The organism is Kibdelosporangium persicum (genome assembly GCF_013280595.1).
Lineage (GTDB): Bacteria > Actinomycetota > Actinomycetes > Mycobacteriales > Pseudonocardiaceae > Kibdelosporangium > Kibdelosporangium persicum.
Map to the genome: position 1 here is coordinate 1 of NZ_JAAATY010000039.1, position 23,461 is coordinate 23,461.

Annotated in this window: 17 protein-coding genes and 3 rRNA genes; 16 read left to right on the top strand and 4 right to left on the bottom strand. The window is 66.7% G+C overall.

The window, feature by feature from the left end; genetic code table 11:
• Positions 1–4: 4 nt before the first annotated feature.
• From GC106_RS40800 to GC106_RS40860, 13 genes are all read left to right on the top strand, one after another.
• Positions 5–1,523: ribosomal RNA gene (locus GC106_RS40800) — 16S ribosomal RNA — on the top strand.
• Between the two features lie 306 nt (positions 1,524–1,829).
• Positions 1,830–4,949: ribosomal RNA gene (locus GC106_RS40805) — 23S ribosomal RNA — on the top strand.
• Positions 4,950–5,034: 85 nt separating this feature from the next.
• Positions 5,035–5,151, top strand: a 5S ribosomal RNA gene (rrf, locus tag GC106_RS40810).
• Together the 16S, 23S and 5S rRNA genes form the textbook arrangement of a ribosomal RNA operon.
• A gap of 217 nt (positions 5,152–5,368) precedes the next feature.
• The gene (locus GC106_RS48430) at positions 5,369–7,390 is read left to right on the top strand and encodes a hypothetical protein (RefSeq protein WP_173141551.1); all 2,022 of its coding nucleotides are present in this window, start codon (positions 5,369–5,371) and stop codon (positions 7,388–7,390) included.
• On the top strand, positions 7,387–8,412 hold the full coding sequence (locus GC106_RS40820; protein WP_173141552.1) for an HAD-IIA family hydrolase: 1,026 nt from the start codon (positions 7,387–7,389) through the stop codon (positions 8,410–8,412). The genes GC106_RS48430 and GC106_RS40820 overlap by 4 nt, the downstream gene beginning before the upstream one ends.
• Before the next feature lie 4 nt (positions 8,413–8,416).
• A complete protein-coding gene (locus GC106_RS40825) occupies positions 8,417–8,620 on the top strand; it encodes a hypothetical protein (protein WP_173141553.1) in 204 nt (67 codons plus the stop codon).
• Positions 8,621–8,627: 7 nt separating this feature from the next.
• On the top strand, positions 8,628–9,443 hold the full coding sequence (locus GC106_RS40830; protein ID WP_173141554.1) for a TlyA family RNA methyltransferase: 816 nt from the start codon (positions 8,628–8,630) through the stop codon (positions 9,441–9,443).
• Positions 9,440–10,333, top strand: a complete 894-nt coding sequence (locus GC106_RS40835) for an NAD kinase (RefSeq protein WP_173141555.1) — start codon at positions 9,440–9,442, stop codon at positions 10,331–10,333. The genes GC106_RS40830 and GC106_RS40835 overlap by 4 nt, the downstream gene beginning before the upstream one ends.
• A 63-nt stretch (positions 10,334–10,396) precedes the next feature.
• Positions 10,397–12,181, top strand: coding sequence for a DNA repair protein RecN (gene recN / locus GC106_RS40840; protein WP_312873274.1), 1,785 nt, complete (start codon positions 10,397–10,399; stop codon positions 12,179–12,181).
• 254 nt (positions 12,182–12,435) lie between these two features.
• Positions 12,436–13,620, top strand: a complete 1,185-nt coding sequence (gene steA, locus GC106_RS40845; protein ID WP_173141556.1) for a putative cytokinetic ring protein SteA — start codon at positions 12,436–12,438, stop codon at positions 13,618–13,620.
• Positions 13,617–14,543, top strand: a complete 927-nt coding sequence (locus GC106_RS40850) for a copper transporter (RefSeq protein WP_173141557.1) — start codon at positions 13,617–13,619, stop codon at positions 14,541–14,543. The genes steA and GC106_RS40850 overlap by 4 nt, the downstream gene beginning before the upstream one ends.
• Before the next feature lie 98 nt (positions 14,544–14,641).
• Complete coding sequence (pyrG, locus tag GC106_RS40855; RefSeq protein WP_173141612.1) at positions 14,642–16,348, top strand: CTP synthase; 1,707 nt, start codon at positions 14,642–14,644, stop codon at positions 16,346–16,348.
• Entirely contained in the window at positions 16,345–16,968 is a 624-nt protein-coding gene (locus GC106_RS40860) for an NUDIX domain-containing protein (RefSeq protein ID WP_173141558.1), read from the top strand. The genes pyrG and GC106_RS40860 overlap by 4 nt, the downstream gene beginning before the upstream one ends.
• A gap of 42 nt (positions 16,969–17,010) precedes the next feature.
• Here GC106_RS40860 and GC106_RS40865 read toward each other — a convergent pair whose 3' ends face one another.
• The 4 genes from GC106_RS40865 to eat form a co-directional block, all read right to left on the bottom strand.
• Complete coding sequence (locus tag GC106_RS40865) at positions 17,011–17,268, bottom strand: sigma factor-like helix-turn-helix DNA-binding protein (protein WP_312873286.1); 258 nt, start codon at positions 17,266–17,268, stop codon at positions 17,011–17,013.
• Positions 17,269–17,282: 14 nt separating this feature from the next.
• A complete protein-coding gene (locus GC106_RS40870) occupies positions 17,283–17,930 on the bottom strand; it encodes an anti-sigma factor family protein (RefSeq protein WP_173141560.1) in 648 nt (215 codons plus the stop codon).
• Positions 17,927–18,289: a sigma factor-like helix-turn-helix DNA-binding protein gene (locus GC106_RS40875; protein ID WP_312873287.1), complete on the bottom strand. Its 363-nt coding sequence runs from the start codon at positions 18,287–18,289 to the stop codon at positions 17,927–17,929. Before GC106_RS40875 ends, GC106_RS40870 begins: the two co-directional genes overlap by 4 nt.
• Positions 18,290–18,376: 87 nt before the next feature.
• Positions 18,377–19,765 (bottom strand): ethanolamine permease, encoded by a 1,389-nt coding sequence (gene eat, locus GC106_RS40880; protein WP_173141614.1) that lies wholly within the window; start codon positions 19,763–19,765, stop codon positions 18,377–18,379.
• Between the two features lie 244 nt (positions 19,766–20,009).
• Here eat and GC106_RS40885 point away from each other — a divergent pair, with 244 nt between their 5' ends.
• The 3 genes from GC106_RS40885 to GC106_RS40895 are packed head-to-tail and all read left to right on the top strand — an operon-like array spanning position 20,010 to position 23,453.
• On the top strand, positions 20,010–21,374 hold the full coding sequence (locus tag GC106_RS40885) for a glutamine synthetase family protein (protein WP_173141561.1): 1,365 nt from the start codon (positions 20,010–20,012) through the stop codon (positions 21,372–21,374).
• Entirely contained in the window at positions 21,355–22,092 is a 738-nt protein-coding gene (locus GC106_RS40890; protein ID WP_173141562.1) for a gamma-glutamyl-gamma-aminobutyrate hydrolase family protein, read from the top strand. The genes GC106_RS40885 and GC106_RS40890 overlap by 20 nt, the downstream gene beginning before the upstream one ends.
• Positions 22,089–23,453, top strand: coding sequence for an aldehyde dehydrogenase family protein (locus tag GC106_RS40895; RefSeq protein ID WP_312873275.1), 1,365 nt, complete (start codon positions 22,089–22,091; stop codon positions 23,451–23,453). Before GC106_RS40890 ends, GC106_RS40895 begins: the two co-directional genes overlap by 4 nt.
• Positions 23,454–23,461: the final 8 nt, after the last annotated feature.

Below are 23,461 nucleotides of genomic sequence, written 5' to 3' on the forward strand. Positions count from 1 at the left end.
AGCATTGTTGGAGAGTTTGATCCTGGCTCAGGACGAACGCTGGCGGCGTGCTTAACACATGCAAGTCGAGCGGTAAGGCCCTTCGGGGTACACGAGCGGCGAACGGGTGAGTAACACGTGGGTAATCTGCCCTGCACTCTGGGATAAGCCCGGGAAACTGGGTCTAATACCGGATACGACTTCGTTGGGCATCCAATGGGGTGGAAAGTTCCGGCGGTGCAGGATGAGCCCGCGGCCTATCAGCTTGTTGGTGGGGTGATGGCCTACCAAGGCGACGACGGGTAGCCGGCCTGAGAGGGCGACCGGCCACACTGGGACTGAGACACGGCCCAGACTCCTACGGGAGGCAGCAGTGGGGAATATTGCGCAATGGGCGAAAGCCTGACGCAGCGACGCCGCGTGAGGGATGACGGCCTTCGGGTTGTAAACCTCTTTCGCCAGGGACGAAGCGAGAGTGACGGTACCTGGAGAAGAAGCACCGGCTGACTACGTGCCAGCAGCCGCGGTAATACGTAGGGTGCGAGCGTTGTCCGGAATTATTGGGCGTAAAGAGCTCGTAGGCGGTTTGTTGCGTCGGTCGTGAAAACCTGGGGCTTAACCCTGGGCTTGCGGTCGATACGGGCAGACTTGAGTTCGGTAGGGGAGACTGGAATTCCTGGTGTAGCGGTGAAATGCGCAGATATCAGGAGGAACACCGGTGGCGAAGGCGGGTCTCTGGGCCGATACTGACGCTGAGGAGCGAAAGCGTGGGGAGCGAACAGGATTAGATACCCTGGTAGTCCACGCCGTAAACGTTGGGCGCTAGGTGTGGGGCTCTTTCCACGGGTTCCGTGCCGTAGCTAACGCATTAAGCGCCCCGCCTGGGGAGTACGGCCGCAAGGCTAAAACTCAAAGGAATTGACGGGGGCCCGCACAAGCGGCGGAGCATGTGGATTAATTCGATGCAACGCGAAGAACCTTACCTGGGCTTGACATGCGCCAGACATCCCTAGAGATAGGGCTTCCCTTGTGGTTGGTGTGCAGGTGGTGCATGGCTGTCGTCAGCTCGTGTCGTGAGATGTTGGGTTAAGTCCCGCAACGAGCGCAACCCTCGTTCCATGTTGCCAGCGGGTAATGCCGGGGACTCATGGGAGACTGCCGGGGTCAACTCGGAGGAAGGTGGGGATGACGTCAAGTCATCATGCCCCTTATGTCCAGGGCTTCACACATGCTACAATGGCTAGTACAGAGGGCTGCGAGACCGTGAGGTGGAGCGAATCCCTTAAAGCTGGTCTCAGTTCGGATTGGGGTCTGCAACTCGACCCCATGAAGTCGGAGTCGCTAGTAATCGCAGATCAGCAACGCTGCGGTGAATACGTTCCCGGGCCTTGTACACACCGCCCGTCACGTCACGAAAGTCGGTAACACCCGAAGCCCACGGCCTAACCCCTTGTGGGAGGGAGTGGTCGAAGGTGGGACTGGCGATTGGGACGAAGTCGTAACAAGGTAGCCGTACCGGAAGGTGCGGCTGGATCACCTCCTTTCTAAGGAGCATTCGACCCTCGCAGAGTCTGAAGCTTTGTCGAGTGGGAGGCCACTAGCAGCGGCGTATGTTCGCTGGGTGGAGCTCAAAGAATCGTGGAACTACTGGTTTTCGGCGCTCAGACAGCGCAGATGGGTCGGCACACTGTTGGGTCCTGAGGCAACACGCGTAGGCGTGCGAGGCTTCTGGTGACCGGAGTTGCTCCGAGTTCAAACCGGCCAGGGTGACCTGGAAGAGGTGTTCTCAGTAGTGGGCGGCTTTCTGGTGTGGTGTTTGAGAACTGTACAGTGGATGCGAGCATCTTTGTGGTCAAGTTGTTAAGGGCATACGGTGGATGCCTTGGCATCAGGAGCCGATGAAGGACGTGGGAGGCTGCGATATGCCTCGGGGAGCTGTCAACCGAGCTGTGATCCGAGGATTTCCGAATGGGGAAACCCGGCACCCGTTATGGGGTGTCACCTGCACCTGAATATATAGGGTGTGTGGAGGGAACGCGGGGAAGTGAAACATCTCAGTACCCGTAGGAAGAGAAAACAACCGTGATTCCGTGAGTAGTGGCGAGCGAAAGCGGATGAGGCTAAACCTACTGCGTGTGATACCTGACAGGGGTTGCGTAGTGGGGGTCGTGGGACCCACTGGCTGGGGCTGTCAACTCAGCGGAGAGTCATAAAATCATGTTGCTAGTCGAATCAGTCTGGAAAGCTGAACCGTAGAGGGTGAGAGTCCCTTAGGCGAAAGCGCGTGATCTCTCTTGGTGGTGTTCCCGAGTAGCAGCGAGCTCGTGGAATTTGCTGTGAATTTGGCGGGACCACCCGTTAAGCCTAAATACTTCCTGGTGACCGATAGCGGACTAGTACCGTGAGGGAAAGGTGAAAAGTACCCCGGGAGGGGAGTGAAAGAGTACCTGAAACCGTGTGCCTACAAGCCGTCAGAGCCTTTCGGGGTGATGGCGTGCCTTTTGAAGAATGAGCCTGCGAGTTAGTGCTGCGTGGCGAGGTTAACCCGTGTGGGGTAGCCGTAGCGAAAGCGAGTCTGAAGAGGGCGTTGAGTCGCGTGGTCTAGACCCGAAGCGGAGTGATCTACCCATGGCCAGGGTGAAGCGCCGGTAAGACGGTGTGGAGGCCCGAACCCACCAGGGTTGAAAACCTGGGGGATGAGCTGTGGGTAGGGGTGAAAGGCCAATCAAACTCCGTGATAGCTGGTTCTCCCCGAAATGCATTTAGGTGCAGCGTCGTATGTTTCACGGTGGGGGTAGAGCACTGGATGGCCTAGGGGGCCTACAAGCTTACTGAAGTCAACCAAACTCCGAATACCATCGTGTGAGAGTGCGGCAGTGAGACTGCGGGGGATAAGCTTCGTAGTCGAGAGGGAAACAGCCCAGAACACCAGCTAAGGCCCCTAAGTGTGCGCTAAGTGGGAAAGGATGTGGGGTCGCCCAGACAACCAGGAGGTTGGCTTAGAAGCAGCCATCCTTGAAAGAGTGCGTAATAGCTCACTGGTCAAGTGGTCCTGCGCCGACAATGTAGCGGGGCTTAAGCGTACCGCCGAAGCTGTGTCATTCATGCATATACATCCAGTGATGCTTTCGAGTGTCTCTGCAGTGGCATGGATGGGTAGGGGAGCGTCCTGCACCCCTGGAAGCGAGCGTGGAAACGACTCGTGGAGGGTGTGGGAGTGAGAATGCAGGCATGAGTAGCGATAGCAGAGTGAGAACCTCTGCCGCCGGATGACCAAGGGTTCCTGGGCCAGGCTAATCCGCCCAGGGTAAGTCGGGACCTAAGGCGAGGCCGACAGGCGTAGTCGATGGACAACGGGTTGATATTCCCGTACCCGCGTGAACGCGCCCATGATGAACCCAGCGATACTAACCACCCAAAGCTATGTGTTGAGCCTTCGGGCGATTCATGTGGTGGAGCGTGGGACCTGAACTGGTATTAGTCAAGCGATGGGGTGACGCAGGAAGGTAGTTCCGCCAGTGAGTGGATGTACTGGTGTAAGCGTGTAGGGCGGTGTGTAGGCAAATCCGCACACCATTGAGCCTGAGACGTGATGCGTAGCCGATTGAGGCGAAGTGGATGATCCTATGCTGCCGAGAAAAGCCTCTAGTGAGTGTTCAAGCGGCCCGTACCCTAAACCGACACAGGTGGTCAGGTAGAGAATACTGAGGCGTTCGGGTGAACTGTGGTTAAGGAACTCGGCAAAATGCCCCCGTAACTTCGGGAGAAGGGGGGCCGTGTGGCGTGAAGGGATTTACTCCTGGAGCGTTGTGTGGCCGCAGAGACCAGCGAGAAGCGACTGTTTACTAAAAACACAGGTCCGTGCGAAGTCGTAAGACGATGTATACGGACTGACGCCTGCCCGGTGCTGGAACGTTAAGAGGACGGGTTAGTCACCTTGTGTGGCGAAGCTCAGAATTTAAGCGCCAGTAAACGGCGGTGGTAACTATAACCATCCTAAGGTAGCGAAATTCCTTGTCGGGTAAGTTCCGACCTGCACGAATGGCGTAACGACTTCTCGGCTGTCTCAACCACAGGCCCGGTGAAATTGCACTACGAGTAAAGATGCTCGTTACGCGCGGCAGGACGGAAAGACCCCGGGACCTTTACTATAGCTTGGTATTGGTGCTCGGTTCGGCTTGTGTAGGATAGGTGGGAGACTGTGAAGCTCGGACGCTAGTTCGGGTGGAGTCGTTGTTGAAATACCACTCTGGTCGAATTGGGTGTCTAACCTCGGACCATGATCTGGTTCAGGGACAGTGCCTGGTGGGTAGTTTAACTGGGGCGGTTGCCTCCTAAAGGGTAACGGAGGCGCTCAAAGGTTCCCTCAGCCTGGTTGGCAATCAGGTGTTGAGTGCAAGTGCACAAGGGGGCTTGACTGTGAGACTGACGGGTCGAGCAGGGACGAAAGTCGGAACTAGTGATCCGGCCATGGCTTGTGGAAGCGTGGTCGCTCAACGGATAAAAGGTACCCCGGGGATAACAGGCTGATCTTGCCCAAGAGTCCATATCGACGGCATGGTTTGGCACCTCGATGTCGGCTCGTCGCATCCTGGGGCCGGAGTAGGTCCCAAGGGTTGGGCTGTTCGCCCATTAAAGCGGTACGCGAGCTGGGTTTAGAACGTCGTGAGACAGTTCGGTCCCTATCCGCCGCGCGCGTAGGAGACTTGAGGAAGGCTGTCCCTAGTACGAGAGGACCGGGACGGACGAACCTCTGGTGTGCCAGTTGTTCCGCCAGGGGCATGGCTGGTTGGCTACGTTCGGAAGGGATAACCGCTGAAGGCATCTAAGCGGGAAGCTCGTTCCAAGATGAGGTCTCCCACCTTTTATAGGGTAAGGCTCCCAGCTAGACGACTGGGTTGATAGGCCAGAGATGGAAGCGCGGTAACGTGTGGAGTTGACTGGTACTAATAGGCCGAGGACTTGTTCACAAAGGTGTTACGCATCCACTGTACGGTTTCTGAGATACCAGGCTGGGCACCTCGGGTGGGGTGTGGTCTGTGAATTTCATAGGTTTACGGTGATAATAGCGAAGAGGAAACGCCCGGTCCCATTCCGAACCCGGAAGCTAAGCTCTTCAGCGCCGATGGTACTGCACTGGGTACGGTGTGGGAGAGTAGGTCGTCGCCGTAATTTATTTCCGGAAGGGCCCCACAGGTATCTGTGGGGCCTTTTCCGCATGTCATGTTCGTGAGTGTTTATCCGTGTTCTAACCCGGATAAACACTCACGAGGGGTGAGCTGGGCCTGCCTGGAACTCTGGGGCCGCGGGCCGGTTGTTACCATGGTCGATGGCCTGCTGGCCGACTTGAGAATTTTTCAGCCCCGCCGGACGGGGCGTGGAGGTCTAGGTGTCAGAGTTCGAACGGCCCGACGACGGCCGCGGCGATCAGCCGCGCGGTCGCGGAGCCGGCGGTGATCGGCAGAACGATCGCCGTAAAGACGGTCGTCGTGGGTTCGCCGGCGACCGCAAGCCCCGTGGAGCCGGTACCGATCAGCGGTATGGCGGCCGGGCCCGTGACGACCAGGGCAGGCGTGACTCGTGGCGTGGTGACAACCGCCGGGAGGACCGCCCGCGCCGGGACGACTCCGACCGCCGCGACTTCCGCAACGACTCCGGACGTGGCCGGGACGACCGGCCTTTCCGCAAACCCACGCGGGACGACAACTCGCGCGGCTACGCCAGCGACAAACCCCGCCGTGACTTCACCCCGCGCGACCGGGACAACCGGGGCGGAGACCGACGCGGCTTCGACCAGGACCGCCCGCGCCGCAGCTTCGACCGGGACGAGCGCCCGCGTCGGGACTTCAGTGACCGGGGTCCGCGTAAGGACTTCGGCCGGGATGACCGTCCCCGCCGCGATTTCAATCGCGACGACAAGCCTGCTCGTAGCTACAACCGGGACGACAAGCCGCGCCGCGACGACGACCGCGGTCCCCGCCGGGACTTCAACCGGGATGACCGTCCGCGCCGCGACTTCACCCGTGACGATCGCCCGGCTCGTAGCTACAACCGCGATGACAAGCCGCGTCGGGACTTCAGTGACCGTGGCCCGCGCAAGGACTTCAACCGGGATGACCGTCCGCGCCGCGATTTCAATCGCGATGACAGGTCTGCTCGTAGCTACAACCGCGATGACAAGCCGCGTCGGGACTTCAGTGACCGTGGCCCGCGCAAGGACTTCGACCGGAGCGACCGTCCCCGCCGCGACTTCAGCGGTGACGACCGCGGTCCCCGGCGCGATTTCAACCGGGACGACCGCCCGCGTCGGGACTTCAGTGACCGTGGTCCGCGTAAGGACTTCGGCCGGGATGACCGTCCGCGCCGCGATTTCAATCGCGATGACAGGCCTGCTCGTAGCTACAACCGGGACGACAAGCCGCGCCGGGACTTCAGCAAGGACGACCGGCCCCGCCGCGACTCCGGCGACCGTGGCCCGCGCAAGGAATTCAGCCGCGACGACCGTCCCCGCCGGGACTTCAACCGGGATGACCGGCCACGGGAGGACTTCCGGCGCGAGGAGCGTCCGGCCCGCGGCTTCGAGCGGGAGGAACGGGCACCGGAGGCCGTCGAGCGCGACGACCTGCCGGTGAGCGAGGTTGCCGAGCAGGACGCCCCGAGGATCGAGGAACCCGCTCAGGACACCGAAGCACCCACAGCCGAAGCACCCACGGCCGAAGCGCCGAAGAAGCCCGCCAACCCCGACCTGGAGACGCTGCCCGAGGGGGCGGACATCTCCAAGCTGGACCCCGAGGCCCGCCAGGAACTCAAGAGCCTGCCCAAGGCCCAGGCCGAGGACGTCGGTCAGCACCTGGCCGCGGCGGGCATGCTGATCGACGAAGAGCCCGAGCTGGCCCTCAAGCACGCCCGCATCGCGCGCGGCAAGGCGTCCCGGGTCGCGATCGTCCGGGAAGCAGCCGGTCTGGCCGCGTACCACGCCGGTGAATGGGCCGAGGCCCTGTCGGACCTGCGTGCCGTGCGCCGCATGACGGGCTCGAACGCGCACGTCGCCGTCATGGCCGACTGCGAACGTGCCCTCGGCCGTCCGGAGCGTGCGCTCGACCTGGCCAAGGAAGTCGGTACGGACATCAGCCCGGCAACCGCCGTCGAGCTGCGGATCGTCGCGGCGGGTGCGCGCCGGGACATGGGACAGCTCGACGCCGCGGTCGTCGCGTTGCAGGGCCCGGACCTGGACCCGAAGCGCCGCGACCCGTGGAGCGCACGGCTGTTCTACGCGTACGCCGACAACCTTGAGGCCGCCGGCCGCAAGGACGAAGCGATCCGCTGGTTCCTCAACGCGGCGCAGGTGGACGACGAGGAAGAGACCGACGCGGCCGAGCGGGCCGTCGAACTTGGGGCCGCGCTGCAGTGAAACGTCGGCTGCTCGACATCTACGATGCCCTGCTGCTCGACCTTGACGGAACCGTCTACCGCGGTGGTGAGGCGGTTCCGGGAGCAGCCGAAGCGGTGAAAGCCGCCAGGGAGAACGGCACAGCCGTCCGGTTCGTCACCAACAACGCGTCGCGTAGCCCTGAGGACGTCGCGGAGCACCTGACAGGCCTTGGCGTCGCGGCGGAACCGATCGAGGTCAGCACCAGCGCTCAGGCGGCAGGCACTGTCCTCGCCGAACGCCTTGAGCCCGGCGACGAGGTCCTTGTCGTCGGGACGAGCGCGCTCGTGGACATCGTCGGCGCGGCCGGGCTCAAACCTGTCAGGACGTTCACCGACGACGTGAAGGCCGTCGTGCAAGGGCTGTCGCGGGACATCGGGTACCGCGACATCGCCGAGGCGACGCTCGCCATCCGTGCGGGCGCGCTGTGGGTGGCGTGCAACATGGACCCGACCCTGCCGACCGAGCGCGGTCAACTGCCCGGCAACGGCGCTCTGGTGGCCGCGGTACGGGCCGCCACGGGCCAGGAGCCGGTAGTCGCGGGCAAACCGGCGCGGCCGTTGATGGACGAGGCGATCACGTCGGCCAACGCCAGCAGCCCGCTGGTCGTCGGCGACCGCCTGGACACCGACATCGCCGGTGCTGTCACGGCCGAAGTGGACGCTCTGCTCGTCCTGTCCGGTGTCACCACGCCCGCCGATCTGCTGGCCGCGCCCGCATGGCTGCGGCCGCGGTATGTCGCGGCGTCGGTCGGCGACCTGTGCGGCCCCGCGGACGGGCTTGAGATTGCGGCACAGCGTGCATGGGAGGTCGACCGGACCGACCACCTGGTGACCGCGAGGTGGACCGGAAACGGCGCCGTGGTGGACGAACTGGCGTTATTGCGGGCGCTGTGCGCCGCGCACCGGCCGATCGACGGCGGCGAGATCAAGGTCCGCGCCGAGGACGACACGACACGAGGTGCGCTGCGGACACTGGGAATTGCCAGAACGGCGGTACCGTGAAGTGGTGCAGTTCAACTCCGAAGGCAGCTGGCGCGCACCCGTCCCGGGGCCGCCACCGGACCCGACCGAGACGACCACCGCGGCGATCGGCGCCGCGCTGGCCGGCCTGGAAGGGCTGGACGACCTTGAGCCGGTCGAGCACGTCGGCCGGTTCGACGCGGTGCACACGGCGCTGACCGAGGCGCTGTCGAGCATCGACAAGGTCTGAGACACCCATGCCCCGCAGGTCGCGGCTGGATGCTGAGCTCGTGCGTCGTGGCCTGGCCAGGTCACGCGAACACGCCTCCCAGCTGATCGCGGACGGCCACGTCACCGTCAGGGGCGTCGTGGCGAAAAAGCCCGCCACCGCCGTGGAAACCGATGCGGCCGTGGTGGTCAAGGAGGACGTCGACGACCCCGGCTGGGCCTCACGCGGCGCGCACAAACTGGTCGGCGCGCTTGCGGCGTTCGAGCCCGATGGGTTGACCGTCAACGGGAAACGCTGCCTCGACGCCGGTGCGTCCACCGGCGGTTTCACCGATGTGTTGCTGCGCAACGGCGCCTCGCAGGTCGTCGCCACCGATGTGGGCCGTGGTCTGCTGGTGTGGCGGCTGATGACCGACCCGCGAGTGCTGGTGCTGGACAAGACCAACGTCCGCGGCCTCACCCCGGACCTCACCGGGGGACCGGTCGACCTGGTGGTCGCCGACCTGTCGTTCATCTCCCTCAAACTCGTGCTGCCCGCGTTGCTCGCGTGCACGACCGAGGACGCCGACCTCGTGCCGATGGTCAAACCCCAGTTCGAGGTCGGAAAGCAACGGCTGGGCTCCGGCGGTGTCGTGCGGGACCCTGGACTCCGCGCCGAAGCCGTCATCGACGTGCTCACCGCCGCGGCGGAGCTGGGCCTGCGCCCGCACGGCGTGGTGGCCAGCCCGTTGCCGGGACCGTCCGGCAACGTCGAGTACTTCGTCTGGCTGCGGCGCGGTGATCGGCTCGAACCCGAGCAGGTCGCCGAACTGGTTCACACTGCTGTGCAGAAGGGACCGAGATGACCGAGAGACCGCCGATCTACGAGATCCTCATGGTCGTGCACACCGGGCGGCACGCGAACCGGCGGACCGCCGAACTGGTCGCCGAGCAGTTCGGCCGGGCCGGGGTCGCGGTCCGGGCACTGGACGTCGAAGCCGGTGACTTCAGCCCCGATCTCTCCACGGTCTGCGCGGACGAGAGCGCCGCCAAGGGCGTCGACCTGGTGTTCGTGCTCGGTGGTGACGGAACCCTGCTGCGTGCGGCGGAACTGGCCCGCCCGGTTGGCGTCCCGGTGCTCGGCGTGAACCTCGGCCGCGTCGGCTTCCTCGCCGAGGCCGACTCCGACGACCTCGACGTGGCCGTGCGGCGCGTGCTGGACGGCAAGTTCCACGTCGACGAGCGGATGACCCTCGACGTCGTGGCCACCCATGAGGGCGAGGAGATCGCCAGGACCTGGGCGCTGAACGAGGCCAGTGTGGAGAAGAGCAGCCGGGACAAGATCCTGGACGTGCTGATCGAGGTCGACGGCCGTCCGGTGTCGGCGTTCGGCTCCGACGGCGTGCTGTGCGCGACGCCGACAGGTTCGACGGCGTACGCCTTCTCCGCGGGCGGTCCGGTGCTCTGGCCGGACGTGCAGGCCATGCTTGTGGTGCCCAGCAACGCGCACGCCATGTTCGCGCGGCCGCTCGTGGTCTCGCCGGAGTCGGTCGTGGCCATGGAGGTCGACCCGGGCGGGCATCCGGCCGTGTTGTTCTGCGACGGCCAACGCACCTTCGAGCTGCCGCCGGGCGCCCGCGTGGAGGTCTCCGCGGGATCAGAGCCGGTCAGGCTGGTCCGGCTGTGGGACGGACCGTTCACGGACCGGCTGGTGAAGAAGTTCGGTCTGCCCGTCCAGGGGTGGCGCAAGCGATGACCGGAGACTTGCTTGCCGGGTCGAGCGTCAGCACTGTCGGAGCGGGTAGGTAGGGTTCGCACTGTGCTGGCCGAGATGCGCATCCAGGGCCTCGGCGTCATCGACGAGGCGACCCTGCAACTGGACCCCGGGTTCACCGTAGTCACGGGTGAGACCGGGGCGGGTAAGACCATGGTCGTGACCGGGCTGCATCTGCTGTCCGGTGGCCGTGCTGAGGCGTCCAGAGTGCGCTCTGGCGCGAGTCGTGCCGTGGTCGAGGGCCGTTTCCACGTGCCGCCCGACTCAGCGGCGGCGAAGGTCGCGGTGGAAGCCGCGGCGGAGCCCGACGAGGACGGCAGCCTGATCGCGCTGCGCACCGTCGGCTCGGACGGCAGGTCCCGTGCCCACCTCGGCGGCAGGTCCGTGCCCGTCGGCGTGCTGGCCGAACTGGCCGAGCAGCTGATCGCGGTGCACGGCCAGAACGACCAGCTGCGCCTGCTGCACCCGGCGGAGCAGCGCGCGGTGCTGGACACGTTCGCCGGGGACGCGGTCGCCAAAGCACTGGCGGATTACCGCTCCACGCGGGCGGAGTGGCTCGACGTCATCGAGGAACTGCGCGAGAAGACCGAACGTGCGCGTGAGCTGGCCAAGCAGGCCGACATGCTGCAGCACGGCCTGAAGGAGATCGAGGCGGTCGATCCCAAGCCGGGCGAGGACGTGGCGTTAGTCGACGAGGCCCGCCGCCTGGCGGACGTCGACCAGTTGCGCGAAGCGGCCGCGGGCGCGCACTACTCGTTGAGCGGCTCGCCGGACGACCCGGCCGACGGCGCCGGTGCGTTGTCGGCGGTCGACGAGGCACGGCGGCGGCTCTCGGGCTCCGAGGACCCGAAGCTGCGTGACCTTGAGCCGCGGCTGGCCGAAGCGGCCGTGTTGCTGAGCGACGTCAACAACGAGCTCAGCGGTTACCTGGAAGGGCTCGAGGCCGACCCGGCCCGGCTGGAACAAGTGCTCGCTCGGCAGGCCGAGCTGAAGATGCTGACCCGCAAGTACGCCACGGACATCGACGGCGTGCTGGCGTGGGCCGCTGACGCGGCTCAGCAGCTGACCGGCCTGGACACCTCCGAGGAAGCGCTGAACGCCTTGGCGCACCGCCGTGACGAACTGGCCGCGGAGCTGGCCCGGCACGCCTCGGCGCTGACCGAGGAGCGCGAGCGGGCGGCCCAGGAGCTGTCGTCCGAGGTGACCGCCGAACTCGCGGGGCTCGCGATGGGCTCGGCGGGCATCGAGGTCGCCGTCCGGCCGCGGCTGGCTTCCGCCGACGACTCGAACGCGCTGCGGGTCGGCGACGTCGTGCTGTCCGCCGGCGCGGATGGCGTCGACGAGGTCGAGATCCGGCTGCGAGCACACGACGGCGCGCAGGCGCTGCCGATCCACAAAGCGGCGTCCGGCGGTGAGCTGTCCCGGGTGATGCTGGCGATCGAGGTCGTACTCGCGCACGCCGACCCCGTGCCCACCATGGTGTTCGACGAGGTGGACGCCGGTGTCGGTGGTCGTGCGGCCATCGAGATCGGGCGTCGGCTGGCCCGGTTGGCCCGAAGCCACCAGGTCGTCGTGGTCACGCACCTCGCCCAGGTCGCGGCTTTCGCCGACCGGCACCTGGTCGTGGACAAGTCGGCGAAGGGCGGGCTGACGAAGTCCGGCGTGAAGACCTTGTCGGCGGATGAGCGCGTGGTCGAGCTCGCCCGGATGCTCGCGGGCATGGAGTCCACCGAGACTGGCCGGGCGCACGCGGAGGAACTCCTGGGCCTGGCGGAGACGGCGAAGCGCGAGGCGATCAACGGCAAGAAGTCGCGGCGCAAGAAGAGCTGACCTCGCCCCACTCGCGTGTCCACCATTCCGGCACCCCGAGTTACACGTTCCGGCACCATGAAGTCCCCGTACCGAATCGGTCATGGGGAATTTCATGGTGCCGGAAAGGTGGACACGGGGTGCCGGAAAGGTGGACACGGCGGTCGGACGGGCTGGTCACCGGCTGTGACCCGGGTTCCCTCGGGCGAGTGACTGTGCGCCGGAAACCGGCGCGCCGTGAGCATTGTGGACTGTCCATTTGGCACCATCGGGACATGAAGCTGCCGGGAGTGCTCAGTCGCGCGAAGCAGAGTCTGCCCGGGGTGACCGGGGTGGCGCGGGTGGACCGGCGCACCGGGGATCTGCTGCGCCGGATCGGCCGCGGTGATGTCGTCGTGCTCGACCAGCTCGACCTCGACCGGGCGACCGCCGACGCGTTGGTCGCGGCCGAGGTCGCCGGCGTGGTGAACGCTTCGGTGTCCATTTCGGGCCGGTTTCCCAACCTGGGGCCGGAAGTGCTTGTGGACGCGGGTATTCCGCTCATCGACGGTGTCGGTGTCCATGCGCTGCGGGAGATCCGCGAGGGCAGCAAGCTCCGGCTGCACGGCGGAATCGTCTACTGTGGAACGAAAGAGGTCGCGCGCGGCACCCTGCAGACGCCCGAGACCATCGCCGATCAGATGATCGAGGCGAAGGCCGGGATGTCCACCCAGCTGGAGGCCTTCTCCGCCAACACGATCGAGTTCCTGCGCCGGGAACGCTCGCTGATCCTCGACGGCATCGGCGTTCCCGAGCTGCGGGTGCCCATGAACAACCGCCAGGTCCTGGTCGTCGCGCCCGGTGCCGATCACGTCGAGGACCTCAAGAACCTCAAGCGGTACATCTCCGAGCACCGGCCCGTGATCGTCGGCGTCGCCGGCGGCGCCGACGCCTTGAAGGAGGCCGGGTACAAGCCCGACGTCATCGTCGGCGACCCGGACCGCATCAGCACGGACACGCTGATCGCCGGATCGGAGGTCGTCATCCCCGCGGATCCCGACGGGCACGCGCCCGGTCTGGAACGCATTCAGGACCTGGGCATCGGCGCGGTCACGTTCCCCGCGTCGAGCAATCCCGAGGATCTGGCGCTGTTGCTCGCCGACGCGCATGGCGCACGCCTCATCGTGACCGTGGGTTTCCAGGCCACGTTGCGCGAATTCCTCGACAGCGGCCGAAGCGGGTCCAACCCGTCCACCTTCCTCACGCGACTCAAGCTCGGCAGCAAGCTCGTCGACGGCAAGGCCGCCGCGAGCCTGCACCGCACCCGCGTGTCGACGGCCGCGATCGCCCTGCTCGTCCTCGCCGCTCTCGTCTCGGTCGCCGCCGCGGTCGCCGTCTCCGGCGTCGGCGCCACCTACACCGACTGGATCGTCGACACCTGGAACGACGGCGTTGCCTGGACCAAGGGGTTGTTCACGTGATCTCGCTGCGTTACCACATCATCTCCATCGCCGCGGTCTTCCTCGCGCTGGCCGTCGGGATCGTGCTCGGATCGAGCACGTTGAGCCGCACGCTGCTCTCCGGTCTGTCCGAGGACCGTGACGAACTGGCCAAGCAAGTCGCCGACCTGCAGGCCGAGCGCAACGGCCTGAACGCCAGACTGGCCGGCTCAGACGGGTTCGCCGGGTCGATCGGCCCGATGGCGGTCCGTGGCGAACTGGACCAGCGCACGGTCGTGCTGGTGACCACGTCCGACGCGCGCCCGGCCGACCGCGACGCGGTGAAGGCCCTGATCGGCAACGCGGGCGGCACGGTGTCCGGCGAGCTGCAGCTGACCGAGGCGTTCGCCGACCCGCAGAAGGTCGATCAGCTCAGGGACGTCGTCACGCGGCTGCTGCCCGCCGGCCTGCAACTGCCGACCGCGTCCGATCCCGGCACGCTCGCGGGCGGCCTGCTCGGAGCGCTCGTCCTGATCAACAAGGACACCAGCCAGCCGCAGGCCCAGCCGAACGAGACGGCCGCGGCCCTCACCGGGCTGGCCGACGGCGGCTTCATCCGCATGCCTGACACCTTCCAGCCGGGCCAGCTGGCCCTGATCCTCACCGGCAGTGCGCTGGCGGGCAACGGAGCCGGTGACCGCGCGTCGACGATCGCGCGGTTCGCCACCCAGATCGACCGGTCCGGCGCGGGTGCGGTGCTGGCCGGTGCCACGGGTTCGGCGGACGCCACCGGCCCGGTCGGGGTGGCCAGGGCCGACACGGCCGCGACCGCCGTTCTCTCCACTGTGGACAACGCGGACCTGAACGCCGGCCGGATCGCCACCGTCCTGGCGCTGAGCGAGCAGCTGGAGGGCAAGGCCGGGCGGTACGGCTACGCCGGGACCGCGCAGTCCGTGGTCCCCTGATCGTCACTCACGGTCACATCCGACACGCGCCTATACCCGGTTCCCCACCGGACGGCAAGAAGGTGTTACCGTGGAGCCCCGTGGAAAACAGTAGGCGGCTGCCTCAAGCACGGACGACAAAGCACGTTTTCGTGACGGGAGGCGTCGCCTCCTCCCTGGGCAAGGGACTCACCGCTTCCAGTCTCGGTCAACTGCTGACCTCCCGCGGTCTGCGGGTCACCATGCAGAAGCTCGACCCGTACCTCAACGTCGACCCGGGCACGATGAACCCCTTCCAGCACGGCGAGGTTTTCGTGACCGAGGACGGCGCGGAGACCGACCTGGACATCGGGCACTACGAGCGGTTCCTCGACCGTGACCTGACTGGTTCGGCCAACGTCACCACCGGCCAGGTGTACTCGACCGTCATCGCCAAGGAACGGCGCGGCGAGTACCTCGGTGACACCGTGCAGGTCATCCCGCACATCACCGACGAGATCAAGGCGCGCATCCAGGCCATGGCCCTGCCGGACGCCAACGGCGTCGTGCCCGACGTCGTCATCACCGAGGTCGGCGGCACGGTCGGTGACATCGAGTCGCTGCCGTTCCTGGAGGCCTGCCGTCAGGTCCGGCACGACGTCGGCCGCGACAACTGCTTCTTCCTGCACGTCTCGCTGGTGCCGTACCTGGCGCCGTCCGGGGAGCTGAAGACCAAGCCGACGCAGCACTCCGTGGCCGCGTTGCGCAACATCGGTATCCAGCCGGACGCGATCGTCTGCCGCGCCGACCGGGAGATCCCGGACTCGTTGAAGCGCAAGATCGCCCTGATGTGCGATGTGGACACCGAAGCGGTGGTGGCCGCGCCGGACGCGCCGTCCATCTACGACATCCCCCGCGTGCTGCACGGCGAGGGCCTGGACGCCTACGTGGTCCGCCGCCTCGGCCTGCCGTTCCGTGACGTGGACTGGGCCGTGTGGGGCGACCTGCTGGGCCGCGTGCACAACCCGAAGGAGACCGTGCGGATCGCGGTCGTCGGCAAGTACGTCGACCTGCCGGACGCGTACCTGTCGGTCACCGAGGCACTGCGCGCCGGTGGGTTCGCGCACCGCGCCAAGGTCGAGATCGTCTGGGTCGCGTCGGACTCGTGTGAGACGCCGTCCGGCGCGGCGCACGCGCTGTCCGGTGTGGACGGTGTGCTGATCCCGGGCGGGTTCGGCGTGCGGGGCATCGAAGGCAAGATCGGTGCGATCAGCTTCGCCAGGGACCGCAAGATCCCGGTGCTCGGGCTGTGCCTGGGCCTGCAGTGCATGGTGATCGACGTGGCCCGCAGCCTGGCCGGGCTGACCGGCGCGAACTCCGCGGAGTTCGACGAGAACACCGAGCACCCGGTCATCTCGACCATGGCCGACCAGGAGGACGTCGTCGCGGGCGAGCGCGACATGGGCGGCACGATGCGCCTCGGCGCGTACCCGGCCGCGCTGACCCCGGGCTCGACCGTGGCCAACTCCTACGGTGCCACGGAGGTCTCCGAGCGCCACCGGCACCGTTACGAGGTCAACAACGCCTACCGCAAGCGTTTGTCCGAGGCCGGCATGGTCTTCTCCGGCACCTCGCCGGACGGCCACCTGGTCGAGTTCGTCGAGCTGCCCGCGGACAAGCACCCGTTCTACGTCGGCACGCAGGCGCACCCGGAGCTCAAGAGCCGCCCGACCCGGCCGCACCCGCTGTTCTCCGGCTTCGTCAAGGCGGCGCTGGCGTACCGCACGGCGGACCGGCTGCCGGTGGAGTTCCCGGAGAACAACCACATCGTGAGCGTCGGGTCATGACCGAGCGGCACGCGTTCGACGTGGTGTCCACAAAGGACATCCATGTCGGCAGGGTGGTTGGCCTGCGGATGGACGAGGTCCGGATGCCCGGCGGCGGCACGGCCATGCGTGAGGTCGTCGAGCACCTCGGCGCCGTCGCCGTGGTCGCGTTGGACGAAGGGGACCGGGTGGTGCTGATCCACCAGTACCGCCACCCGGTCGGCCGCAGGCTGTGGGAGCTGCCCGCGGGCCTGCTGGACGTCTCCGGCGAGAGCGCGGTCAGTACGGCCGCGCGTGAACTGGAGGAAGAGGTCAACCTGGCCGCGGCCGAGTGGTCCGTCCTGGTGGACGTGGCGGCTTCGCCCGGCTTCACCGACGAGGTGGTCCGGGTCTTCCTGGCCCGGGGCCTGACGCAGGCCGACCGCACCGAGCCGGAGGGCGACGAGGAGGCCGACATCGTCGTCGAGCGCATCCCGCTGGACGACGCCGTGGCCAAGGTCTTCTCCGGCGAGATCATCAATGCCTCGACCGTGGCCGGTCTGCTGGCCGCCCAGGCCGTCCGCTCCGGCGCGGCCACCCCGCGCCCGGCCGACGCGCCATGGGACGACAAACCCACAGCCTTCGCCCATCGCCGCAGGTAAACCCTCGTGAGTGTTTATCAGGGTTCTAACCCTGATAAACACTCACGAGGGGGTTTGCTGGAGGGCGAGGTGGAGGGCGCGCAGGCCGTAGTACATCCGGGCGCGGATGATGTCGGGGGGAACGTTCAGCAGGGTCGCCAGTTCGGCGACCGACTGGCCCAGGAAGAACGCGCGGACGATCACCGTTCGCTGGTCCGCGGTCAACCGCCGGAGCGCGTCGGCGACGAGCGGTGATGGCAGTTCGTCGGCTCCGTCGATGGCACACCTCCATGGAGCGGAACGTGTGGAGGATGCGCCAATCGCAGGCTAGCACTTCAGAAGCGGGCCTCCAGGACTGTCCTGTCGTTGGTCGCCAGCCGGATCTCGATCCGGGTGATCTGGCCACGAGGCACGTCGGTCGTCGCCGTGGGCGTCATGGACGTGCCCGGACCGGCGCTCCAGCTGCCGACACGCGTCAACGCGCCGGACGAGTCGGCGATGAACAGCGTGTACGGCAACGCCCGCCCGCCCGGCTGCCCGCCGTACTCACATTTCACGTCGATCCGCGTGCCCCACGGCTCTTCGACCAACGTCACCGACGCGGTCACCGGGCTCGGAACCGTCTGCGTCAGCTGTGTGGTCACGCCGCCCGCCTCGGTCGGCTGGCTGGGGCGCAGGACAACGGCCAGCACCGCGCCCAGGGCCGCGGCGGTCACGACGGCGGCGGCGATCCCGATCCGCGTCCAACGACGGGACTTCCGCGCGGCCGTGATCAGCGTGGGCATCATGTCCTGCGGCTCGTCGAGCAGTTCGACCGCCTGCTGCTGTGGCAACGTGGACAAGATGGCGGGCAGCCCCGACAGTTCGGCGACCTGCCGCGCGCACGACTCGCAGGTCTCGAGGTGTTCCTCGTACTCGCGGCGCTCGTCGGGGGACAGGGAGCCCAGGACGTACGCGGCGTCCCATTCGCGGTATGAGGTCATGGCCCGGTCACCCCTCTTTCCTGCAGTGCGAGGCGCAACGCGCGAAGCCCGTAGTGCAACCGGGACAGGATCGTGGCCTCGGGGACGTCCAGGGCCTCCGCCAGGTCCGCCACCGATTGTCCCATGTAGTAGGCCCTGATGATCACCGTGCGGTGCTCGGGCGTGAGCTGGCTGAGCGCGTCGGAGACCAGCCACGAGTCCAGCGTCGGATCCGTGACGCCGACGACCTCGCGAGCCGCCGAGTACAACGCGGCCGCCACGTCGTGGTCGGCGAGCATGTCGGGGTTCTTCGACGCCCGCAGCAACACCTCCCGCACGACGTCGTGAGCGCGTTGTTCGTCGTTGGTCAGGCGCCGCACGTACCGCAACAGCGTTGCTGCGTGCTCGTCATGCAGAGCCCGCAGCAGCGCGATGTGGCTCTCGTTGATGGCTGACCTCCCGGCTTGCTACTCCAGCTCCCGCTCTGCCCTGGCGATCGCGGCGAATTCCTCCTCGGGAGCGTTCGCCACCAGATGGTGCCTGCTGTAGAACCAGAAGTATGCCAACGCCAGGAGCATGATCCCCGCGGTGACCGCCGCTGCGATCTCGTCGACGAAGAACGTGGCGACCACGGCCGCGACCGCGAGCACCGCGGCGATGCCCGTGGTGATCACGCCGCCAGGCGTCCGATAGGGCCGTTCCAGTTCGGGTTCCCGGATCCGCAGCACGATGTGCGACACGTTGAGCAGCACGTAGGACACCGTCGCGCCGAACACCGCGATGTTGATCAGCTTGTCGCCGTTCTGGATGATCACGGCCAGCGCGAACCCGATCGTGCCCGGCACGATCAGCGCGAGGTACGGCGTCTTGCGCCGGCCGGTGACCGACAGCCAGCGCGGCAGGTATCCGGCGCGGGACAGGGCGAAAAGCTGCCGGGAGTAGGCGTAGATGATCGAGAAGAAGCTGGCCACCAGCCCGGCGAGGCCGACGTAGTTGACGAACTGGGCGAGGAAGGTGTCGCCGCCGAAGGCGGTGCGGACCGCGTCGGGCAGCGGGTTCTTCGACTCGGCCAGGGCCGCGGAACCCGCGCCGCCCGGCGCGAAGACCAGGATCAGTGCGGCGAACAGCAGCAGTACGGTCATCCCGGCGATGATTCCGCGTGGCAGGTCGCGCTTCGGGTCACGCGCTTCCTCGGCGGCCAGCGGCACGCCCTCGATCGCGAGGAAGAACCAGATCCCGTAGACCAGCGCGGCCAACGCACCCGCGATCCCGAAGGGCAGGAACGAACTCGCGCCCACCGCGTCGGTCATCGGGATGTCGAACAGCTTGCCCGCGTCGAACTTGCCGATCATGCCGATCACGAAGGCCACCAGGGCGACCGTGGCGATCCCGGTGATCACGAACATCGCCCGCAGCGCCTCGCCGACGCCCCACAGGTGCGCGCCGACGAAGATCAGGTAGCAGACCAGGAACACCGGCCAGCCGCTGGTGAGCCCGAACAGGCCCAACGACTCGACGTACCCGCCGATGAACACCGCGATCGCGGCGGGCGCGATGGCGTACTCGATCAGGATCGCGATCCCGGTGAGGAACCCGCCGGTCGGGCCGAGTGCCCGGCGCGCGAAGCCGTAACCCGCGCCCGCGACCGGTAACGCCGACGCCATTTCGGCCAGACCGAAGACCATGCACGTGTACATCAGCGCCATCAGGACGGTCGCGATCAGCAACCCGCCCCAGCCGCCCTGGGCCAGACCGAAGTTCCAGCCGGCGAAGTCGCCGGAGACGACGTAGGAGACGCCGAGCCCGGCCAGCAGCACCCAGCCCGCGGCGCCGCGTTTGAGCTGGCGCTTGTCCATGTACTGCTGATCGACGGTCTCGTACTGCTTGGACACCGGCACTCCTCGGTTCGTGGTCGGGCCTCAGCTTCGTGCGTAATGGGTTACCGTCGGTCCTTTTGGTTGCCCGAGAGGGTGATACGGGTTACATCTTCGTGTCAAGGCCGCGGTCGGCGGTACAGGGGACGCCGTTGACATGCACCTTGTCACTCGGGTAGCAATGACCAGCAATGGATCGGGAGCGATCCTTTGGATTGGGGTGCCGATGCGACACACCGAAGGCCTGTTGAGCGTCGAGCAGCTGCGGGAGCTTGTCGACTCGGGGGAGATCGACACCGTCCTGGTCGCCATGACCGACATGCAGGGCCGGTTGCAGGGCAAACGGTGCTCGGCCGAGTACTTCGTGGAGGAAGTCCTCGCACACGCCACCGAGGCCTGCAACTACTTGCTGGCCGTCGACGTGGAAATGAACACGGTCGGCGGATACGCGATCTCGTCGTGGGACCGCGGTTACGGCGACTTCGTGTTGCGGCCGGACCTCAGCACGCTGCGTCGCATTCCTTGGCACGAAGGCACCGCCTTGGTGCTCGCCGATCTCGAATGGGTGCAGGGCGGCCCGGTCGCGCCCTCGCCACGGCAGATCCTGCGCCGCCAGCTCGACCGGCTGGCCGATCACGGGCTCGAGGCGTTCGTCGGCACCGAGCTGGAGTTCATCGTCTTCGACGACACCTACGAACAGGCTTGGCGGAAGACCTATCGCGACCTGACGCCCGCCAACCTGTACAACGTGGACTACTCGATGCTCGGCACCGGACGGCTGGAGCCGTTGCTGCGCGACATCCGCACCAAGATGAGCGGCGCCGGGCTGTACGTCGAGTCGGCCAAGGGGGAGTGCAACCCCGGCCAGCACGAGATCGCCTTCCGGTACACCAACGCGCTGACCACGTGTGACAACCACAGCATCTACAAAACCGGGGCCAAGGAGATCGCGGCGGCACATGGCAAGAGCCTGACGTTCATGGCCAAGTACAACGAGCGCGAGGGCAACTCCTGCCACGTCCACATCAGCGTTCGCGACACCGACGGCAACGCGGTCATGGCGGGCGACGGCGACCACGGTTTCTCACCGCTGATGGAGCACTTCCTCGCCGGGCAACTGGCGTGCCTGCGTGAGTTCACGTACTTCTTCGCGCCGAACATCAACTCCTACAAGCGTTTCGTGCCTGGCAGCTTCGCGCCGACCGCGGTCGCGTGGGGCGAGGACAACCGGACGTGCGCGCTGCGTGTCGTCGGACACGGTCCGTCGTTGCGGGTGGAGAACCGTGTTCCCGGCGGGGACGTCAATCCGTACCTGGCCGTGTCGGCGTTGGTCGCGGCCGGGCTGCACGGCATCGAGAACCAGTTGCCGTTGGAGCCGGCGTTCACCGGCAACGCGTACGACTCCGACAAGCCGCACGTGCCGCATACTCTCAGGGACGCGGCTGACCTGCTCGCCGAAAGCAAGCTCGCGAGGGCCGCCTTCGGCGAGGACGTGGTCGACCACTATCTCAACGCGGCGCGTGTCGAACTCACGGCGTACGAGGCCGCGGTGACCGATTGGGAGAGAGTACGTGGCTTCGAACGGCTCTAGCGTGCCGCTGATCGGCGTCACGACCTATTTGGAACAGGCCAGGTTCGGCCTGTGGGACCGGCCGTCCGCGGTGCTCATGCGGTCCTATCTGGACTGCGTCGTCACCGCGGGCGGGATGCCGGTCATGCTGCCACCGGTCGGCCGCTGGCTGCCGGAGCACGTGTCCCGTTTGGATGGTCTGGTGCTGTCCGGCGGCGCGGACATCGACCCGAGCCGGTACGGCCAGGCACCGCACGCGGCCACCGGGACGCTGCGCCTGGAGCGCGACACGTCCGAGTTCGGCCTGTTCCACCTGGCGCTGGAAGCCGACATCCCGGTCCTCGGGGTGTGCCGGGGCATGCAGCTGATCAACATCGCGCTGGGCGGGACGCTGCACCAGCACGTGCCCGACGTCGCTGGTTCGACCACCCACAACCCGACGCCGGGTGTGTTCGGCAGCAACGAGATCAAGCTCGCGCCGGGCAGCGTGGTCGCGGGTCTGGTGGGCGAGCACACGACCGTGCACTGCCACCACCATCAGGCGATCGACCAGCTCGGCTCCGGGCTGTCGGCGGTGGGCTGGGCGCAGGACGGCACCGTCGAGGCCGTCGAGCTGCCGGAGGCCGGGTTCGTCACCGGCGTGCAATGGCATCCGGAGGAGAACTCCACGGATGTCCGTCTCTTCCAAGGCCTGGTCCAGGCCGCCATCCAGAAATCAGCACAGGGGAAGTCGCAGTGACCACAGGGTTCGACGTCATCAACCCGGCCACCGAGGAAGTCGTCGAGACCGTCGCGCTCACCTCGGTCGAGGAGACGGACGCGGCGATCCGGCGAGCACACGCGGCCTGGCCCGCCTGGCGGGCGGTCGCGCCCGCCGACCGGGCGCGGTTGCTGCGCCGGTTCGCGTCCGCTGTGGACGCCGACCTGGAGAACCTGGCCCGGCTGGAGGTGACCAACGCCGGGCACACCATCGGCAACGCCCGCTGGGAGGCCGGGAACGTCCGTGACGTCCTCGAGTACTACTCAGCCGCGCCGGAACGGTTGTTCGGCAGGCAGATCCCGGTGCCGGGCGGGGTGAGCGTGACGTTCGCCGAGCCGCTCGGGGTGGTCGGCGTGATCGTGCCGTGGAACTTCCCGATGCCGATCGCGGGTTGGGGTTTCGCCCCCGCGCTGGCCGCGGGCAACACGGTGGTCCTCAAGCCCGCCGAGCTGACGCCGCTGACCGCGATCCGGATCGGGCAGCTGGCGCGTGCGGCCGGCATTCCCGAGGACGTGTTCCAGATCCTGCCGGGCAAGGGATCGGTTGTCGGGCAACGGTTTGTCGACCACCCGCTGGTCCGCAAGATCGTGTTCACCGGGTCCACCGAGGTCGGCAAGCAGATCATGGCGGGGTGTGCCCGTCAGGTGAAAAGGCTGACCCTGGAACTCGGCGGCAAGAACGCGAACATCGTTTTCGCCGACGCGGACCTGGAGAAGGCCGCGGCCACGGCGCCGTACGGCGTGTTCGACAACGCCGGCCAGGACTGTTGCGCGCGGTCGCGAATCCTGGTGCAGCGCAGCGTGTACGACCGGTTCATGGAACTGCTCGAACCGGCCGTCAAAGGCGTCGTGGTCGGCGATCCCGGCCAGGAGGCCACCGAAATGGGCCCGCTGATCTCGGCCGCGCACAGGTCGTCCGTCGCGTCCTATGTGCCCGGTGACGCGCCGGTCGCGTTCCGCGGGACTGCTCCGTCTGGCCCCGGCTTCTGGTTCCCGCCAACGGTTCTCGCACCAGTGTCGCCTTCGGACCGTGCGGTGACCGAGGAGGTCTTCGGTCCGGTGGTGGCCGTGCTACCGTTCGAGGACGAGGAAGAGGCGCTGCGGCTGGCCAACGACACCGAGTACGGCCTGTCCGGTTCGATTTGGACGCGGGACGTCGGCCGCGCGCTCCGCGTGTCGCGCGGGGTCGAGGCGGGCAACCTGTCCGTCAACTCCCATTCGTCGGTGCGGTACTGGACGCCGTTCGGCGGCTTCAAGCAGTCCGGCCTCGGCCGGGAGCTCGGGCCGGACGCGGTGGCGGCGTTCACCGAGACCAAGAACGTGTTCATAGCCAATGACTGAGGAGCATC

Excerpts from the sequence above, each read along its gene's own strand:
- GC106_RS40830 (WP_173141554.1), top strand. The coding sequence starts at position 8,628 with ATGCCCCGCAGGTCGCGGCTGGATGCTGAGCTCGTGCGTCGTGGCCTG.
- GC106_RS40835 (WP_173141555.1), top strand. The coding sequence starts at position 9,440 with ATGACCGAGAGACCGCCGATCTACGAGATCCTCATGGTCGTGCACACC.
- steA (WP_173141556.1), top strand. The coding sequence starts at position 12,436 with ATGAAGCTGCCGGGAGTGCTCAGTCGCGCGAAGCAGAGTCTGCCCGGG.
- GC106_RS40860 (WP_173141558.1), top strand. The coding sequence starts at position 16,345 with ATGACCGAGCGGCACGCGTTCGACGTGGTGTCCACAAAGGACATCCAT.
- GC106_RS40870 (WP_173141560.1), bottom strand. The coding sequence starts at position 17,930 with ATGACCTCATACCGCGAATGGGACGCCGCGTACGTCCTGGGCTCCCTG.
- eat (WP_173141614.1), bottom strand. The coding sequence starts at position 19,765 with ATGGACAAGCGCCAGCTCAAACGCGGCGCCGCGGGCTGGGTGCTGCTG.
- GC106_RS40885 (WP_173141561.1), top strand. The coding sequence starts at position 20,010 with ATGCGACACACCGAAGGCCTGTTGAGCGTCGAGCAGCTGCGGGAGCTT.